The organism is Mesorhizobium sp. P2_C4, assembly GCF_056404575.1.
This window is the reverse complement of record NZ_JBFUDT010000003.1, coordinates 795766-812161: the sequence shown is the minus strand read 5'-3', so window position 1 is coordinate 812161 and position 16396 is coordinate 795766. Positions and strand designations below refer to the sequence as shown.

The window sequence follows — 16396 nt, the reverse complement described above, 5'->3', positions numbered from 1 at the left end:
GAACATACATCGCGAGCTGACCCAGGAAGCCACCGACACCAAAGGCCTAGAACGAGATAGCGTCATCCAGGCCAAAGTTCTCACGTTGCTTTATGTAAAACGTCGAAAGGATGTCAACGATCCGGGCATTGGCGACGTGGAAATCGAGCGATTGTCAGGCTGCCCTCGGGAACATCTGGAGTTTCATATCTGGTATATGAAAGCAAAAGGTTGGATTTCGAGGATCGAAAACGGAACCATTGCGATCACTGTTGAGGGCATAGATCGCGCGAACTCAGAACATCGGCGTGATGTCACGGTTACGAGGCTGCTGGACCATCCTCACTAGTGAAGGGCTGACCGCCTGGCTTGCCCACGCGTCTGAAGGCCCGCATTGGGTGCACAGCGGCAGCCCTCATCTTGTCCCCGGACTGGTCGCTGGCTAAACTCAACCTTCCCAGGGGAGGGTTCGAACATGGCACTTCAGCTTTCGGCGGATGCTGTAGCTCCTAAGGCGGCGGCACCCGACAAATATCTTTTCAGTCCGGTCGCTGATTTTCTCATGCTGGGCGGCAGCGCGTTTCTCATTCTGCCGGTTCTGTTTCTTGTGCCGCTTGAGTACGAAGGCGCCTTGGCAGCAACGATGGTGCTTGTGGCCTATCTCGTGAATTACCCTCACTTCGCCCACTCGTACCAACTTTTCTATCGCAATTTCGGGCGCAAGGTGAGCGGCGACGGCTACGACAGGAGCCTGCAGATCCGCTACATCTTTGCGGGCATCGTCGTCCCCTTGGTCATGGCCGGTTTCTTCGCCTACAGCGCCGCGGCGGCGAACACGCGGCTGCTCGGATATGCGGCCAACGCGATGTTCTTTTTTGTCGGCTGGCACTACGTCAAGCAGGGCTACGGCATGCTGATGGTGGATGCCGTCCTGAAGCGCAAATTCTTCGACGAACGCGACAAGAAGGTGCTGCTCTTCAACAGCTATGCCGTATGGATTTTCGCATGGCTCCAGACGAACACGGCCGTCACCCAGGGAAAATACTACGACCTGGATTACTACACATTCGCTGCTCCCGCATGGATCACCAACATTGCCCTGCTGGCGGCCATTGCGTCCACGGCGGTTACGGTTTTGATGCTGGTCAATCGCTGGCGGAAGAACGGTGGCAAGCTGCCCTATAACGGCGTCGTGGCCTATGTCGCATCGCTCTATCTCTGGATCCTGATTGTGCGAATAAACCCGCTCTGGCTGCTCGTGGTGCCCGCGCTCCACTCGCTGCAGTACCTGGCGGTGGTCTGGCGCTACCAGACCAATGTCGAGCGCGACGGTCCGGACGCCGTCGGCGATCCGCCGCTGAAAATCCTGTCCTTTCTCGGCCCTCTCTACAGGTTTCGGGTCCTGGGATTCATCGTCGCGGGCGCTGCACTTGGCTATCTCGGTTTCTGGCTGATTCCGCTCACGCTGACCAATCTCGTCCCCTACGACAGGCAAGTCCTCGGGTCATCGCTGTTCTTCTTCATCGTGCTGATATTCATCAACGTGCACCACTACTTCCTCGACAACGTCATGTGGCGTCGCGGCAACCCGGAGGTGTCGAAGTATCTGTTCCGCTAGGGCTTCCGCCGATCGGCTGACGGATATCAAGAACCTTGGAAGACCAGCGAGACATTGCCGCCGGCGTGGCGCTCCAGCCGGCCAGCAAGGTCGAGTTCCAGAAGCACCATGGAAACCTGGGCGGCATGCAGGCCGGTATGCCTGATGATCTCATCCACCCCAACCGGCGTCGGCCCGAGCACTTCGAGCACACCGGCGCGCTCGTCCTTGCCCGGCGGTAGCGTTGCCGAGAAGTCGGGCGGTTCTTCCAGTGGTACCGTTCTTGGCACCCGCAAACCGGCCAGCGGCGCAATCGCGCCGGAAACATCGGATGCCTCGGTGACCAGCGTGGCGCCGTCCTTGAGCAGGCCATTGGTGCCGGCGCAGCGTGGGTCGAGCGGCGAGCCGGGGACGGCGAAGACCAGCCGGCCCATCTCGCCGGCAAGCCTGGCGCTGATGAGCGAGCCGGAGCGCTGTGCCGCCTCGACCACGACCAGCCCCAGTGCCATGCCGGCAACCAGCCGGTTACGCCGCGGAAAATCCTGCGCCCGCGGCTGCCAGCCGAACGGCATTTCCGAAACGATGGCGCCGCCGCGCTCGGCAATCTCATGGCACAGTCCGATGTTCTCGGGCGGGTAGGGCAGGTCGAGGCCGCCGGCCAGCACACCGACCGTGCCGGTCGAAAGACTGCCTTGATGCGCTGCCGTGTCGATGCCGCGGGCGAGGCCGGAGACAATGCTGTAGCCGTCGCGGCCGAGGTCTGTCGCCAGCATCCGCGCCATCTTGATGCCGGCCAGTGAGGCGTTGCGGGCGCCGACAATAGCGATCGCCGGCAGCCGGAACACCGCGCCTTCGCCCTTGACCGCCAGCAGCGGCGGCGGATTGTCCATGTTTTTCAACAGCGGCGGATAGTCGGCCTCGCCGATGCCGACGAAGCGGGCGCCAGCCTGGCCGGCGGCTTCCAACTCCGCCTCGGCCTCGTCAATAGAGGGAATGCGGACGATCTTCTGGGCGCCGCCGGAAATCATCAGCTCGGGCAGCATCTCCAATGCTGCCTCGGCCGAGCCAAAACGGTTGATCAGGCCGCGAAAGGAGGCGGGGCCGACATTTTGCGTGCGGATCAGCCGCAGCCAGCTCAGCCGCTGCCGGTCGCTGAGGCGCGGCCCGGCGGCAGGCTTGCTCACCGCGGTGGCGCGATCGCTCACCCCTTGGCTCCGATCTTGCCCTCGCTGCCAGCGAGGAGTCTTGAGATATTGGCGCGGTGTTTGAAGATGACGATCAGGCTCATCACCACGAACAGGCCGGCTGTCTCAGGCGTACTCCAGAAATAAAGCGCGATCGGCACGACGACCGCCGCCGTCAGTGCTGCCAGCGACGAGTAGCGGAACAGAAAGGCCATCGCCAGCCAGACGGCGATAAAGACCAGCGCCACATGCCAGCCGAGCGCGATCAGCACGCCGAGATAGGTGGCCACGCCCTTGCCGCCCTTGAAACCAAGCCAGACCGGAAACAGATGGCCAAGGAAAGCGCCAAGGCCTGCCCATAGTCCAAGGTCGTGTCCAAAATGGCGCGCGATCATCACCGCCACTGTGCCCTTCAGTGCATCGAGCAGCAGCGTCGCGGCGGCCAGTCCCTTGTTGCCGGTTCTCAGCACATTGGTGGCGCCGATATTGCCGGAACCGATCTTGCGCACATCGCCGAGGCCGGCCGCACGCGTGATCAAGAGCCCGAACGGGATCGAGCCGAGCAAATAGCCGAACACCAGCGCCAGGACGTAACTCATTGTTTCCCCCCGTATTTCGTCGGTCGTGCGGATCGGTGCAGGCGACCTAGACCGAGAACACTGTGCGGCCCGATACCAGTGTTTGCAAGACCTTGCCCTGCAGGCGCGCGCCTTCGAAACAGGTGTTTTTCGAGCGCGAACGGATGCCGCTTTCGCTGACGATCCACGGCTCGTCGAGATCGACAAGCGCCAGATCGGCGACGGCCCCGGGCTTCAGCGTGCCGCCGGGGAGGCCGAACAGCTTTGCCGGCGCGGTGGACAGGGTTTCGATCAGCCTGAGCAGCGACACGTCGTCATTGTGATAGAGCCGCAATGCGGCGCCCAGCAGCGTTTCCAGCCCGATGGCGCCGGCCGCTGCATCGGCAAAGGGCAGGCGCTTGGTGTCGACATCCTGCGGGTCATGCGAGGAGACGATGATGTCGATTGTGCCATCCCTGACGGCCTCGATCATTGCCAGCCGGTCCTCTTCGGCGCGCAGCGGCGGCGTCAGCCGGAAGAAGGTGCGGTATTCCCCGACATCGTTCTCGTTGAGCGACAGATTGTGGATGGCGACGCCCGATGTGACATTGGCGCCGTCGGCCTTCGCCCGCGTCACCGCTTCCGCCGCCATCGCGGTCGAAATCTTGGCTGCGTGGTAGGCGCCACGCGTCAGCCGCGCCAGCGCCAGGTCGCGTTCCAGCGGGATGGATTCGGCCTCGCGCGGAATGCCGGCAAGGCCGAGCCAGCTGGCATAAAGACCTTCGTTCATCACCCCGGCTGAGCCGAGATCGGCATCCTGGATCTCATGCGCGATGACGCCGCCGAAGTCACGGGCATAGGTTAGCGCCCGGCGCATCACCAGTGCGCTGGCTATGGTGTGGCGCCCGTCGGTGAAGGCGACGGCGCCGGCCTCGCGCAGCAGGCCGAACTCGGTCATCTCGCGGCCGGCGAGACCCTTGGTTATCGCCGCCGCCGGGAAGATGTTGACGATGGCCGTGTCCTTGGCGGTGCGCAGCACGAATTCGACCAGCGCGACATTGTCGATCACCGGATCGGTGTCGGGCATCATGACGATGGAGGTGACACCGCCCGCCGCCGCCGCCACGCTGGCCGAAGCGATGGTTTCGCGGTGCTCGCCGCCCGGTTCGCCGATGAAGACGCGTGCGTCGATCAGGCCGGGAATGATTGCCTTGCCGGCGCAGTCGATGACGGTTGCACCTTCAGGCGCCCCTTGGTTCAGTGCCGCTTTGCCGGCGGCAACGATCTTTTTCCCGTCGACAATGACCGTGCCGGTCTCGTCAATGCCGCGCGACGGGTCGACGATCCTGGCGCGGCTGAAGACCGTTATGCTCATGCGCCGCGGCCCTCATGGTTGCGGCGCGGGTCGAGCAGCGCTTCCATCACCGCCATGCGGACGGCAACGCCCATCTCGACCTGTTCCTGGATGACGCTCTGCGGCCCGTCGGCGATTTCCGAGGCGATCTCGACGCCGCGGTTCATCGGGCCGGGATGCATGACCAGCGCGCCGTCCTTGGCCGCTTTCAATTTTTCGGCGTCGAGGCCGAAATAGCGGAAATATTCGCGCACCGATGGCACAAAGGCGCCTTCCATGCGCTCGCGCTGCAGGCGCAACATCATCACCACGTCGGCGCCCTTGAGCCCTTCGGCCATCGAGCGACAGACGATGACGCCCATTTTCTCGATGCCGGTGGGCAAAAGCGTCGAAGGGGCGACGACGCGCACCTGTGCGCCGAGCGCGTTGAGCAGCATGATGTTGGAGCGCGCCACGCGCGAATGCAGGATGTCGCCGCAGATCGCCACGATCAGCTTCGACAGCGGCCCCTTGGCGCGGCGGATGGTCAGCGCGTCGAGCAGTGCCTGTGTCGGGTGCTCATGCGCGCCGTCGCCGGCATTGACCACCGAACAGCCGACTTTCTGCGCCAGCAATGCGGCAGCACCCGCCGACTGGTGGCGGATGATCAATATGTCGGGGCGCATGGCGTTCAGCGTCATCGCCGTGTCGATCAGCGTCTCGCCCTTCTTCACCGAAGAGCTCGCCACCGACATGTTCATGACATCGGCGCCGAGCCGCTTGCCCGCCAGCTCGAACGATGACTGGGTGCGGGTCGACACCTCATAGAACAGGTTGATCTGCGTGCGCCCGCGCAGCGTCGAGGTCTTTTTCTCTGACTGCCGCGAGATCGCGACGGCCCGGTCCGCCCGGTCGAGCAACAGCTCGATGTCGGCGGGGGAAAGATCGCGGATGCCCAGAAGATGGCGGTGGGGGTAGAGTGGCAGGGACGAAGCGTCGGTCATCTCAAGGCGCTGCTATAGGGTGGAGATTTCCTGGCTGCAAGCACCAGCTTTGGATTGAGGCCTTTCTCCCCGGTATTTTCGTCGCGCGCGCGGCAACGCTTGGCTATATCTAGCCGATGGCTTCGGATTCGTGGCCTTCCGGTGACAAGGGCCTTTCGGCAGTTAGAAGGATTGGGCGTGACCGACGACGTGACCAACCAGCCGCCGCCGCTGGCAGGCGGCAACGCCTGGCGCGGCGATCCGTTGCTGATCCAACTCGCCGAGCGCTTTTCCGATCCGGTGCGCAAGGATCTCGACGGTCTCGGCCGTTTCGTGTTGACGCATGAGGCGCAGGAACTCGCCCGCCTCGCCAATGTCGAGACGCCGAAGCTCAGGACCCACGACCGCCAGGGTCGGCGCATCGACCAGGTCGAGTTCCATCCCGCCTATCACGCACTGATGCGCCGCTCGGTCGCCAACGGCCTGCATTCCTCGATCTGGGAAAATGGCGACGCCGAGATCGGCCGCCGCCATCAGGTGCGCGCCGCCCGCTTCTACCTGACCGCCGGGCTCGAGACCGGGCATCTGTGCCCGATCACCATGACCAGCGCTTCGCTCGCCGCGCTGATGGCCAGCCCAAAGCTGTTTCGCGAATGGGCGCCCAGGGTGACGACGCGCAAATACGACCAGAGCCAGAAGCCGCCGGTCGAAAAGACCGGGCTGACGCTCGGCATGGGGATGACCGAGAAGCAGGGCGGCACCGATGTGCGCGCCAACGTCACCCGAGCCGAGCGCGCCGGCAGCGGCTTTTATCGCCTGACCGGCCACAAATGGTTCATGTCGGCGCCGATGTCGGATGCGTTTCTCGTGCTCGGGCAAGCGCCGGAAGGGCTCTCGTGCTTCCTCGTTCCGCGCATACTGGGTGACGGATCGGGCAACGGCTTCCGCTTGCAGCGGCTGAAAGACAAGCTCGGCAACCGCTCCAACGCGTCCTCGGAGGTCGAGTTCGTCAACGCCATCGGCGAGATGGTCGGTGAGCCGGGTGCGGGCGTCAAGACGATCATGGACATGGTGACGCTGACCCGGCTCGACTGCGCCGTCGCCTCGTCGGCGATCATGCGGGCTGGCCTCGCCGAGGCTGTCCACCACACCCGTTACCGCCAGGTGTTCGGCTCGCCACTGATCGAGCAGCCGCTGATGCAGCGCGTGCTGGCCGACATGGCTCTGGACGTCGCCGCCGCCACCGCGCTGTCATTCCGGCTTGCGCGCTCTTTCGACGAGGCGGCCAGCGATCGCGGCGAGGCGGCGTTTGCCCGTGCCATGACGCCGGTGGTCAAATACTGGGTGTGCAAGATCGCGCCGCCGATGCTCTACGAGGCGATGGAATGCCTCGGCGGCAATGGCTATGTCGAGGAGGCGCCGCTCGCCCGCTACTATCGCGAGGCGCCGGTCAACGCCATCTGGGAAGGCTCGGGCAATGTCATGGCGCTCGACGTGCTGCGCGTGCTTGGCCGCGCGCCGGGCCTGTTCGAGGACGTGCTGGCCGGTATCGACCGCGACCTCGGCGCAGGCGGACGCGGCACCATCGGCGTTCTCAAGGCGGCGATGCAGGTCGCGGCGACCGACGAGGGGTCGGCCCGTCTTTTGACCGAGCAACTGGCGCTGGCGGCTGCGGCGGCGGAGCTTCGCAGGTTGGGGGCAGGGCGGATCGCCGACGCCTTCGTCGAAACGCGGCTGGCCGGCCAGTGGCGCAACACCTACGGCATGCTCGATTCACGCCACGACGCGCGCATGATCATCGACACGCTCTACCCGCCGACCAACTGAAATCAGGACCTCAAGGTCGCGCGAGGGAATTTTCGCCGCAAAAGTTCGCGCGCCTGTGGATGGCCGTTAACCTTAACAAATGGTTTCGATTGCGGCGGCGGGCGGCAAAGCCCACTGTCCTTGCTACCAAAGCAGGGACTCCATGCGGCACATTCTGACCTCCTTTCTGGCCTTGCACTGGGCGACCGTTTTCGCCCTGCTGGCGTTCATCTGCATCGATGGAAACCGCGGTGTTGCGGCTGCTCTCGGCGTGCTCGGCGTGGCCGTCCAGAACACACGCTTCGCCCACCTAGAAAACGCTGCCGTCGTGGCGCCACTTGCCGTCGCGCTGCTGGTCGTGGCGGTGCTGTTCTGCTGGGTCTTTGTCGAGACCTTGGTTAACGTCGCGACCAATCCGGATGCCGCCGACGGCGTCGTGCGCATCGCCTTCATTTCCGCCTCAGGTGTTTTGTCGTTGATCTTGGTCGGCGGCGCCGCGCAGGGCATCAACGGGCTGTTCATGGTTGTCGCCGTGCAACTGGCCGCCCTTCTGGCGTCCTATGTCGCCATGCTAGCCGAGCGACGCTCGGCATTTGCCACGGCTGTTGCCGCCGACGGCGAAATCCGCGCCGCGGTACATGTCATGGCCAAGGGCGCGGCCCACAGCTCATTGCTCTCGCGCATTTCCAGTCGATCGGACTCCAACTCGGGGGATCGCCGCTGATGCGCACTTTGTTCGCACTGTGGCTGGCGCCTCTCGCTTTGTTCTGGGGCTGGTTCTTCCTGTCGCTCAACGACATCAATTTCGGCTATGTCATGCTCAGCCGGCAACTGCATGACTTCGTGTTTCAGCTCTACGGTCAGATGCTGGGCATCGATCCGGCAATCATTCCCGGCATGGTCGCAAGAGCCTGCGTCTTCGACGGGTTCTTGCTGATGGCGCTGTGGGCGTTCCGCCGCCGCAGCAAGATTGCCGCCTGGATCAGGAACCAGTGGATGGATCCGGTTGCGTCCGAGCGCTTGCCGCGAGCGACTGAAGACGGTCCAGGACTCCCTGCAGAATAAAGGCGGCCGCCGCCGAATCGATCTTGCCGGCGCGCTTCTTGCGCGAGAAATCCATCTCGATCAGCGTCCGCTCGGCCGCGACCGTCGACAGCCGCTCGTCCCACAGTACAAAGGGCAGGTCGGTCATACCTGCCATGTTGCGCACGAAGGCGCGCGATTTCTGCGCCCGCGGACCTTCCGACCCATCCATGTTGACCGGCAGGCCGAGCACGATGGCGCCGACATTGTCCTTCTGCAGCAAGGCAAGCAGGGCTGCTGCGTCGAGCGAGAACTTCTTGCGCATGATGACCGGGCGCGGGTGGGCGAAGGAAAAGCCGCGGTCGGAAACGGCGACGCCGATCGTCTTGTCGCCGAGATCAAGCCCGGCCACCGTCTTGCCGCCGGCGAGCCATCTAGGCAATTCCTCGATGCTGATGATGCCCAATGGTTTTCCTTCGCCCTTCACCACCACGTGTTTTGTCAAACGCGCAACGGACACAGTAACCCTTTGATCTCACGGCCGTCGGCGTTCTATCCTCTGGCACGGCAAAAATCGAGGAATGCATTGATGAAATTGACCTGGTACGGACATTCGGCCTTTCGCGTCGAGACCGAAGGCGCGACCATCCTCATCGACCCCTATCTGATCGGCAATCCGTCATGGACAGGCGGCTGGGAAGGTCCGGCGGAAGGCGTCACGCATGTGCTGTTGACGCATGGCCACAACGATCATGTCAGCGGCGCGGTAGAGGTTCTGAAGAAGAGCGGCGCCCAGTTGGTCGCCAACTACGAGATCTGCATGTATCTGGTCGGCAAGGGCGTCAGCGGCAACAAGATCAATCCCGGTAACATCGGCGGCACCGTCGATTGCGGCGCCTTCACCACGACCTTCGTCCAGGCGCTGCATTCCTCGTCGTTTGGCGTCGAAGGTGGCCAGAACGTCTATCTCGGCAATCCGGGCGGGCTCGTCCTGCATTTTCCCGAGGACAAGACGCTCTACCATATGGGCGACACCGACATTTTCTCCGACATGGCGCTGATCAACGAACTGCACGAGCCGAAGATCGGCATCGTGCCGATCGGCGACCGCTTCACCATGGGCGGTGCCGTGGCAGCCCTTGCCTGCCGGCGTTTCTTCCACTTCGATACGGTGGTACCTTGCCACTTCGGCACGTTCCCGATGATCGACCAGACGGCCGAAAAATTCGTGGCCGGGTTGGAAGGATCAGGTGTCGAGGTCGCCTTGCCGAAAATAGGCCATACCATCACTTTGTAGAGACACCAGCTTCTCGGAAAAATGGAATAAAATCATGGCGTTGAGACAATCTCTTTGCATCTCGATGTTGGTTGCTGCTTCTCCTGCGCTCGCCGCGGAGGATTTCATCGAGGGCGTCTACCTGCAATCCAAGGAGCTTTGCGCGCAGGCCAAGAAGGATACTTTGCAGACCGTGATCGATGCCGGCAACGTCGTGCTGTCGGCCAGCGGCCTGGAAAGCGTCGAATACAATTGCGAGTTCCTCCAGATTGCCAAGGCGAAAAATGCACCGAGCTGGGCGGTGACCGCCATCTGCCAGGAACCGGACAATGTCTTTCCTGATGTCTTGTCGGTTACCCAAATGAACGCGACCCAGATCGACCTGGTTTCGGTTCGCCCGGTCGACGACGAAGGCGAGCAGACCGGCAATGGCGGCAGCTATTTTCTCTGCGACGGTGTGGCTTTGCCATAGGATGAGTGTTCTGGGAGAGGACGACAGCGTGCATGACAGCGTGACCCGATGGCCGTCCTGAAACGCGCTCTGTCGATTCTCGGTCTGGAGCGACCCGTCTTCCGGACGCTGGAACTGCACGTTGCGCATGGTTGCAACCTGACATGCGAGAGCTGCTCGCATTATTCCAACCATGCCCATTCTGGTACGGTCTCCCTGGAAGAGGCCGGTCGCTGGATGGGATTTTGGAGCAAACGCGTATCGGTGGGGTTGTTCAAGCTGCTGGGCGGCGAGCCGACGATCCATCCCGAACTGCCGCGTTTTGTCGGCCTGGTGCGGCGTCACTGGCCGCGCGCGCGTATCGAAATCATCAGCAACGGTTTCTTTCTGCACCGCCATCCGACATTGCCGGCCATCCTCGCCGCCGATCCCCGTGCGCATCTGGTCATCTCCATCCACCATGATTCGCCGGAATACACCGAGAAACTGAAACCGAACTTCGCCTTGCTGGAGACGTGGCGGCGGGACCATGGAGTGGCCGCCATAATCAACCCGTCGAGCAAGAACTGGACCCGGCGCTATGAAGGCTTTGGCGACACCATGCTGCCCTTTGAGGATGGTGACGTTCGCGCCAGCTGGGAGGTCTGTCCGGCTCGCCACTGCAAACAGCTCTACAACGGCAGCATCTGGAAATGTGCGCCGCTGGCCTATCTGCCGATGCAGAAGGCGAAATATCGCCTTTCCGAGAAATGGGATCCCTATCTTGCCTACAAACCGCTTGCGCCCGGCTGCTCGCGGGCGGCTTTGAAGGCCTTCGCCGCGCTGGAAGACGAGGCGGCCTGCGGTATGTGTTCGGCGCAGAAACACCTGTTTGAGTTACCCATCCCGCTGCGCATGCCGAAGAACCGAGTGGGCATCGCGAGCTGAACCCCGGCACGATGCAGTTGCGCGGCACGCGCCGCGCCGCTATAGCGCGAGCTGGTTTTCCCAAAGGCAATAAACATGTCCGTTGATCTTCAGACAGTGAAGCGCGTTGCGCGTCTCGCCCGCATTGCGGTGAGCGAGGAGGATGCCGAGCGCATGACCGGCGAGCTGAACGCCATCCTCGGCTTTGTCGAGCAGTTGAACGAGGTCGATGTCTCCGGCGTCGAGCCGATGACCTCGGTGACGCCGATGGAGATGAAGAAGCGCCAGGACATCGTCACCGATGGCAGCAAGGCGGCCGATATCGTCGCCAATGCGCCGGCCACCGAAGAGAATTTCTTCCTGGTCCCGAAGGTCGTGGAGTAAGCGGCCAATGGCAATCGAGATCGCCATTGAGACGCCGCTGCAGGACGATGTGCGCGGGCTGGTCGAGGAGCTCAACGCCACGCTGCTCGAACTGACGCCACCCGAGCACTGCTATCACCTGACCGTCGAACAGATGGCTGGCGAGGACACCACAGTCTTCATCGCCCGCGACGATGGCCTGGCCATAGGCTGCGGGGCGCTGAAGCGCCACGACAGCACCGTCGGCGAGGTCAAGCGCATGTACACGCGGCCTTCACATCGCGGCCGCAAGATCGGCGCCAGGATCGTCGAGCGGGTCGAAGCGCTGGCCCGCGACGAAGGGCTGAAGCGTCTGGTGCTGGAAACCGGCGACCGCCACCCGGCGGCGTGGACCGTCTACGAACGCGCCGGGTTTTCGCGCTGCGGCCCGGTGCTGGATTATCCCGATTCCGAATGGTCGGTATTTTACGAAAAGAGCCTTTGATGAGCGACCTGACCCAGCTGACGATTTCGCAGGCGCGCGCCAAGCTGCGCGCCAAGGAGATCACCGCCGCCGAAATCACCGAGGCCTATCTCTCGGCGATCGAGCGCGCCAACCCGTCGCTCAATGCGTATATCGTCGTCACCGGCGACAAGGCGCGCGACATGGCCAAGGCCTCGGACGCCAGACTGGCGAAGGGAGAGGGCGGTTCGCTCGAAGGCATCCCGCTCGGCATCAAGGATCTGTTCGGCACCGAGGGCGTCCATACCCAGGCCTGCAGCCATGTGCTGGACGGCTTCAAGCCGCGCTACGAATCGACCGTGACCGCCAATCTGTGGGCCGATGGCGCAGTCATGCTGGGCAAGCTCAACATGGACGAGTTCGCCATGGGCTCGTCCAACGAAACCTCCTACTACGGCCCGGTCGTCAACCCGTGGCGGCGTTCACGCCTCGACACGGTGGTGATGCCGACCACGCATCAAGGCGACGGCGGCTTTGTTTCCGCCGGCGGCACCAGGACCTCCCGCACGCTCGACAACGCCCAACTGGTACCCGGCGGCTCGTCGGGCGGCTCGGCTTCGGCCGTCTCGGCATTCCTCTGCGCCGGCGCCACGGCAACCGATACCGGCGGCTCGATCCGCCAGCCAGCCGCCTTCACCGGCACGGTCGGCATCAAGCCGACCTATGGCCGCTGCTCGCGCTGGGGCATCGTCGCTTTCGCTTCCTCGCTCGACCAGGCCGGGCCGATCGCTCGCGATGTGCGTGATGCCGCGATCCTGTTGAAGTCGATGGCTTCGGTCGATCCCAAGGACACCACTTCGGTCGACCGGCCGGTACCGGACTATGAGGCAGCGATCGGCAAACCGATGAAGGGCATGAAGGTCGGCATTCCCAGGGAATACCGCGTCGATGGCATGCCGGAAGAGATCGAGGCGCTGTGGCAGAAGGGCATTGCCTGGCTGAAGGACGCCGGCGCCGAGATCGTCGACATTTCGCTGCCGCACACCAAATACGCTCTGCCGGCCTACTACATCGTCGCGCCTGCCGAAGCCTCGTCCAACCTCGCCCGCTACGACGGCGTCCGCTATGGCCTGCGTGTGCCGGGCAAGGACATTGTTGACATGTATGAAAAGACCCGCGCCGCCGGTTTCGGCCGCGAGGTCAAGCGCCGCATCATGATCGGCACCTATGTGCTGTCGGCCGGCTATTACGACGCCTACTATCTGCAGGCGCAGAAGGTGCGCAACCTGATCAAGCGCGATTTTGAAAACGTCTTTGCCGCCGGCGTCGATGTCATCCTGACCCCGGCAACGCCCTCGGCCGCTTTCGGCATCGCCGATGAGGACATGGCCGCCGATCCGGTGAAAATGTACCTCAACGACATTTTCACGGTGACCGTGAACATGGCCGGCCTGCCGGGCATCGCTGTGCCCGCCGGGCTCGACGCCAAGGGCCTGCCGCTCGGCCTGCAGCTGATCGGCCGGCCCTTCGACGAGGAGACGCTGTTCCAGACCGCTGCCGTCATCGAGCAGGCGGCGGGAACCTTCCAGCCGGAGAAGTGGTGGTAGCATGCCGCCCCCGTCTCGCATTTCCATCGTCGAGACGGGAAACGAACTGCTGATCACAAACCCGCCGCGCACTTCGGATTTCAGGACAGGCTTTGTCCTGATTGGGGCCGCGATCGTTGCCTATACCGGCTACATGGGACTGAGAGACACGTCGCCCGCGACGGTCAGCAGCGGCACTATCGGCCTGCTGTCGTTCGTCGCGGTGATTGCCCTCTTCACCTATTTCCTCGGCAAGGATTTCATCTGGCTGGTCTTCGGCAAGGAAACCCTGCGGCTAACCAACGCCGTAGCCGTGCGCGACATCAGGGGTTCTTTGCAAAATCGTTCGTCATTGCCTTTGAAAGGGCACCTTGCGGTCGAAATCCTCGACCATACCTATCCGACTGACGAAGCGGGGCTGGCGGAAGTCATCAAATTGACCAACGCGAACGGCACCATTGTTTTCGGCCGGGAGTTGAGCCGTACCGAGGCGGAGGACGTGGCGAATGCAGTCGAGGACTTCATCGGCCGTCAAAAATTCATGCTGGCGATAGGCAGGTAATGTTCTTCTATCTCTCCAAGATCTTCTGGTTCTTCGTCCAGCCGCTCAACCTGTCGATTTTCCTGCTGCTGGCTGGCCTCCTTGCCGCACTGATTGGCCGGCGGCGGCTCGCGGCGACAGGCGGCGTGCTCGCCTTCCTGATCCTGGCGCTTTCGGCCTGGACCTCGCTTGGCGCCATGATGCTCAATCCGCTGGAGGAGCGTTTTGCCCGCCCGCCGCTGCCGCAAAAGGTCGACGGCATCGTCGTGCTCGGCGGCGGTTTTGAGGGTGCGATCAATCTGGTGCGCGGCGGCTATGAATTGAACTCCGGCGGCGACCGCATGGTCGAGACGGCCGTGCTGGCGCGCCGCTTTCCCGAGGCGAAGGTGGTTGTCTCAGGCGGCACCGGCGAACTGTTCCTCGAAGGCGAGGGCGATGCCACCACTGCCCCGCGCCTGCTGACCGCGCTTGGCGTGACAGCCGATCGCCTGATCCTCGAGAACAAATCCCGCAACACCTACGAGAATGCTGTTTTCACCAAGGGACTGGTGACGCCGAAGCCCGGCGAGACATGGCTGCTGGTCACCTCGGCCTTCCACATGCCACGCGCCAAGGCGCTGTTCGACAAATCAGGCTTTGCGACCGTTCCCTGGCCGGTCGACTATCGCACCTCGGGCAAGGAAGGCGTCGGCCTGTTCCGCGACAATCCCGCCGATTCGCTGCAGGTCACCACCATGGCCATCCGTGAGTGGATCGGCCTCTTCGCCTATTGGCTGTCGGGCCGCATCGATCAGCCTTTTCCAGGGCCTGGCGGCTGACCGATCACCGCTTGCCGCGCCGCCGAGAAGAATTGACGGCGCACCAGCACCGCCAGCAGCAGCAGCGTCGACAGCACGAACACCATCGGGTCGACGAACCAGCCGAGATAGGCGATCGAGAAGAACACGCCGCGCAGGCCGGAATTGAAGTGCTTGCCGGCCAGCATGTTCATGCGCGCCGCGCGCCACACCGCCGTTTGCGTCACCGGATTTCGCGCCGCTTCGCCATGCGGGATAGGCACCGCTCCGATCAGGATCGAGCAGTAGTTGAACAGGCGATACGCCCAGCCGAACTTGAAGAACGAAAAGGCCAGGATCAGCACCAGCCCGAAGACTTTCATCTGAAAGGCCGCGCGCGATGACGTCGCGCCGAGCGGCAGGTCGCTCAGCACCGACAGAACCTGGTCGGAGGCGCCAAGCAGCGCAAAACAGCCGCCAAGCGCGATCAGCGAGCTGGAGGCGAAGAAGGCGGTGCCTTGCTGCAGGCCGCTCATGATGGCGGTGTCGACGATACGGATCTCGCGCTCGGCCATGGTCCGCATCCAGGTCTCGCGCTGTGCGTTCATCGCTGTCGTCAGCGATACGCGGCTGACCAGCTTTCCGTCGGAGGCGAGTGTATGCAGCACCCACACGACAAGAAAGAAAGCCAGCGCCGCCAGATCGGCGGCCGAAAGGTGGAAGGAATCGGCCATGCGTTGCTTTTACCACAAGCAGATCAGCTTGCCGTGACACCCTGGCTGCGGATCGACGGATATCGATCGGCCTAGGCCGGCAAAGGTGCGGCAGCTTCGATGCGCAAGGCGTCGACCACCATGTCAGTCTTCGTAACCCATCCGAACGCATGTTCGAAGTTCCACAGCGTCGACTGGCGGTTGAAGTCCGGGCCTGAATGGTTCATCGCGTCTTCGACCAGTATCGGCCAGAACTCCAGGAAATAGGCGTCGCGAGCGGTTGCGTCGACGCAGACATTGGTGGCAACCCCAGTGAAAAGGAGATGGCGAATCTTCCTGGCCCGCAAACAGGCTTCCAGGCCGGTGTTGCTAAAGCCGCTGTAGCGCGATTTGCGAATGACTTGATCGCCCGGCTCAGGCTTCAGCGCATCGACGATCTGCCAGTCCCAGCTGTCGTCGATCAACAGCTTGCCGCGAAGCTCGGGACGCTCGCGCATCAGGACCATACCCAGTTCCTTGTGATAATTCGGGGACGAGGGATCTCCCGCATCACTGAGGTCGGGTTTGTATGACATCTGCAGATAGATCACGGTCAAGCCGGCGCCGCGAGCAGCCTTAAGAAGGCGCTGGTTGGCGGCAATGGCTGGCGCGGCACCGGATATGTCGAAGCCCGCCAGATCGAACATGCCTCCTGCCGTGGCAAAGGCGTTCTGCATGTCTACCACGACGATCGCTGTCTGGGCGGGCACGATGCTCACCGGTCCAGGCTTGGCATTCAACGTAAGCATGGCTTTCTCCCCGGCGAATGAGAGGCAAGGCCCGCCGCAACTGCAGGCGGGCACGCACGGCGCAGGATAGCCACGTCGTCCTGGTCTAGCAA

19 protein-coding genes and 1 pseudogene are annotated in these 16396 nt (G+C 63.0%); 13 read left to right on the top strand and 7 right to left on the bottom strand.

Annotation, left to right across the window (positions count from 1 at the left end):
- Together AC1DX6_RS16560 and AC1DX6_RS16555 are read left to right on the top strand one after the other, a co-directional pair.
- Window positions 1-328: pseudogene (locus AC1DX6_RS16560) on the top strand (J domain-containing protein); the annotation flags it as partial.
- Window positions 329-454: 126 nt separating this feature from the next.
- Window positions 455-1597: a hypothetical protein gene (locus AC1DX6_RS16555; protein WP_477315083.1), complete on the top strand. Its 1143-nt coding sequence runs from the start codon at window positions 455-457 to the stop codon at window positions 1595-1597.
- Window positions 1598-1623: 26 nt separating this feature from the next.
- Here AC1DX6_RS16555 and dprA read toward each other — a convergent pair whose 3' ends face one another.
- The 4 genes from dprA to AC1DX6_RS16535 are packed head-to-tail and all read right to left on the bottom strand — an operon-like array spanning window position 1624 to window position 5654.
- A complete protein-coding gene (gene dprA / locus AC1DX6_RS16550; RefSeq protein WP_477315139.1) occupies window positions 1624-2760 on the bottom strand; it encodes a DNA-processing protein DprA in 1137 nt (378 codons plus the stop codon).
- A 17-nt stretch (window positions 2761-2777) separates the two neighbouring features.
- Window positions 2778-3359, bottom strand: coding sequence for a glycerol-3-phosphate 1-O-acyltransferase PlsY (gene plsY, locus AC1DX6_RS16545; RefSeq protein WP_477315081.1), 582 nt, complete (start codon window positions 3357-3359; stop codon window positions 2778-2780).
- Between the two features lie 46 nt (window positions 3360-3405).
- Complete coding sequence (locus tag AC1DX6_RS16540) at window positions 3406-4692, bottom strand: dihydroorotase (protein WP_477315079.1); 1287 nt, start codon at window positions 4690-4692, stop codon at window positions 3406-3408.
- Entirely contained in the window at window positions 4689-5654 is a 966-nt protein-coding gene (locus AC1DX6_RS16535; protein WP_477315077.1) for an aspartate carbamoyltransferase catalytic subunit, read from the bottom strand. The genes AC1DX6_RS16540 and AC1DX6_RS16535 overlap by 4 nt, the downstream gene beginning before the upstream one ends.
- 177 nt (window positions 5655-5831) lie before the next feature.
- Between AC1DX6_RS16535 and AC1DX6_RS16530 the strand changes: the two genes are divergently transcribed.
- The 3 genes from AC1DX6_RS16530 to AC1DX6_RS16520 all read left to right on the top strand — a co-directional run bounded on the left by AC1DX6_RS16530 (window position 5832) and on the right by AC1DX6_RS16520 (window position 8504).
- Window positions 5832-7460: a DNA alkylation response protein gene (locus AC1DX6_RS16530; protein WP_477315075.1), complete on the top strand. Its 1629-nt coding sequence runs from the start codon at window positions 5832-5834 to the stop codon at window positions 7458-7460.
- Window positions 7461-7602: 142 nt separating this feature from the next.
- Window positions 7603-8163 (top strand): hypothetical protein, encoded by a 561-nt coding sequence (locus AC1DX6_RS16525; protein ID WP_477315073.1) that lies wholly within the window; start codon window positions 7603-7605, stop codon window positions 8161-8163.
- Window positions 8163-8504 (top strand): DUF6105 family protein, encoded by a 342-nt coding sequence (locus AC1DX6_RS16520; protein WP_477315071.1) that lies wholly within the window; start codon window positions 8163-8165, stop codon window positions 8502-8504. Before AC1DX6_RS16525 ends, AC1DX6_RS16520 begins: the two co-directional genes overlap by 1 nt.
- On the opposite strand, the gene ruvX is transcribed toward AC1DX6_RS16520, so the two are convergent.
- Complete coding sequence (ruvX, locus tag AC1DX6_RS16515; protein ID WP_477315069.1) at window positions 8422-8928, bottom strand: Holliday junction resolvase RuvX; 507 nt, start codon at window positions 8926-8928, stop codon at window positions 8422-8424. The two genes, AC1DX6_RS16520 and ruvX, sit on opposite strands and share 83 nt — an antisense overlap.
- A gap of 123 nt (window positions 8929-9051) precedes the next feature.
- Between ruvX and AC1DX6_RS16510 the strand changes: the two genes are divergently transcribed.
- From AC1DX6_RS16510 to AC1DX6_RS16475, 8 genes are all read left to right on the top strand, one after another.
- Window positions 9052-9759 (top strand): metal-dependent hydrolase, encoded by a 708-nt coding sequence (locus AC1DX6_RS16510; protein ID WP_477315067.1) that lies wholly within the window; start codon window positions 9052-9054, stop codon window positions 9757-9759.
- A gap of 34 nt (window positions 9760-9793) precedes the next feature.
- Window positions 9794-10210 carry a hypothetical protein gene (locus AC1DX6_RS16505; protein ID WP_477315065.1) on the top strand — a complete coding sequence of 139 codons (417 nt, stop codon included), beginning with the start codon at window positions 9794-9796 and terminating at the stop codon, window positions 10208-10210.
- Between the two features lie 48 nt (window positions 10211-10258).
- Window positions 10259-11116: a radical SAM protein gene (locus AC1DX6_RS16500; protein WP_477315063.1), complete on the top strand. Its 858-nt coding sequence runs from the start codon at window positions 10259-10261 to the stop codon at window positions 11114-11116.
- Window positions 11117-11191: 75 nt separating this feature from the next.
- Window positions 11192-11479 carry an Asp-tRNA(Asn)/Glu-tRNA(Gln) amidotransferase subunit GatC gene (gene gatC, locus AC1DX6_RS16495; RefSeq protein WP_477315061.1) on the top strand — a complete coding sequence of 96 codons (288 nt, stop codon included), beginning with the start codon at window positions 11192-11194 and terminating at the stop codon, window positions 11477-11479.
- Window positions 11480-11486: 7 nt separating this feature from the next.
- Window positions 11487-11942 carry a GNAT family N-acetyltransferase gene (locus tag AC1DX6_RS16490; protein ID WP_477315059.1) on the top strand — a complete coding sequence of 152 codons (456 nt, stop codon included), beginning with the start codon at window positions 11487-11489 and terminating at the stop codon, window positions 11940-11942.
- On the top strand, window positions 11942-13507 hold the full coding sequence (locus AC1DX6_RS16485; RefSeq protein ID WP_477315057.1) for an amidase: 1566 nt from the start codon (window positions 11942-11944) through the stop codon (window positions 13505-13507). Before AC1DX6_RS16490 ends, AC1DX6_RS16485 begins: the two co-directional genes overlap by 1 nt.
- A gap of 133 nt (window positions 13508-13640) precedes the next feature.
- A complete protein-coding gene (locus tag AC1DX6_RS16480) occupies window positions 13641-14048 on the top strand; it encodes a hypothetical protein (RefSeq protein WP_477315055.1) in 408 nt (135 codons plus the stop codon).
- On the top strand, window positions 14048-14845 hold the full coding sequence (locus AC1DX6_RS16475) for a YdcF family protein (RefSeq protein ID WP_477315053.1): 798 nt from the start codon (window positions 14048-14050) through the stop codon (window positions 14843-14845). Before AC1DX6_RS16480 ends, AC1DX6_RS16475 begins: the two co-directional genes overlap by 1 nt.
- On the opposite strand, the gene AC1DX6_RS16470 is transcribed toward AC1DX6_RS16475, so the two are convergent.
- Both AC1DX6_RS16470 and AC1DX6_RS16465 read right to left on the bottom strand, forming a co-directional pair.
- Window positions 14818-15537 (bottom strand): DUF599 domain-containing protein, encoded by a 720-nt coding sequence (locus AC1DX6_RS16470; protein ID WP_477315051.1) that lies wholly within the window; start codon window positions 15535-15537, stop codon window positions 14818-14820. The two genes, AC1DX6_RS16475 and AC1DX6_RS16470, sit on opposite strands and share 28 nt — an antisense overlap.
- Window positions 15538-15608: 71 nt before the next feature.
- Window positions 15609-16304 carry a cysteine hydrolase family protein gene (locus AC1DX6_RS16465; RefSeq protein ID WP_477315137.1) on the bottom strand — a complete coding sequence of 232 codons (696 nt, stop codon included), beginning with the start codon at window positions 16302-16304 and terminating at the stop codon, window positions 15609-15611.
- Between the last annotated feature and the right edge of the window lie 92 nt (window positions 16305-16396).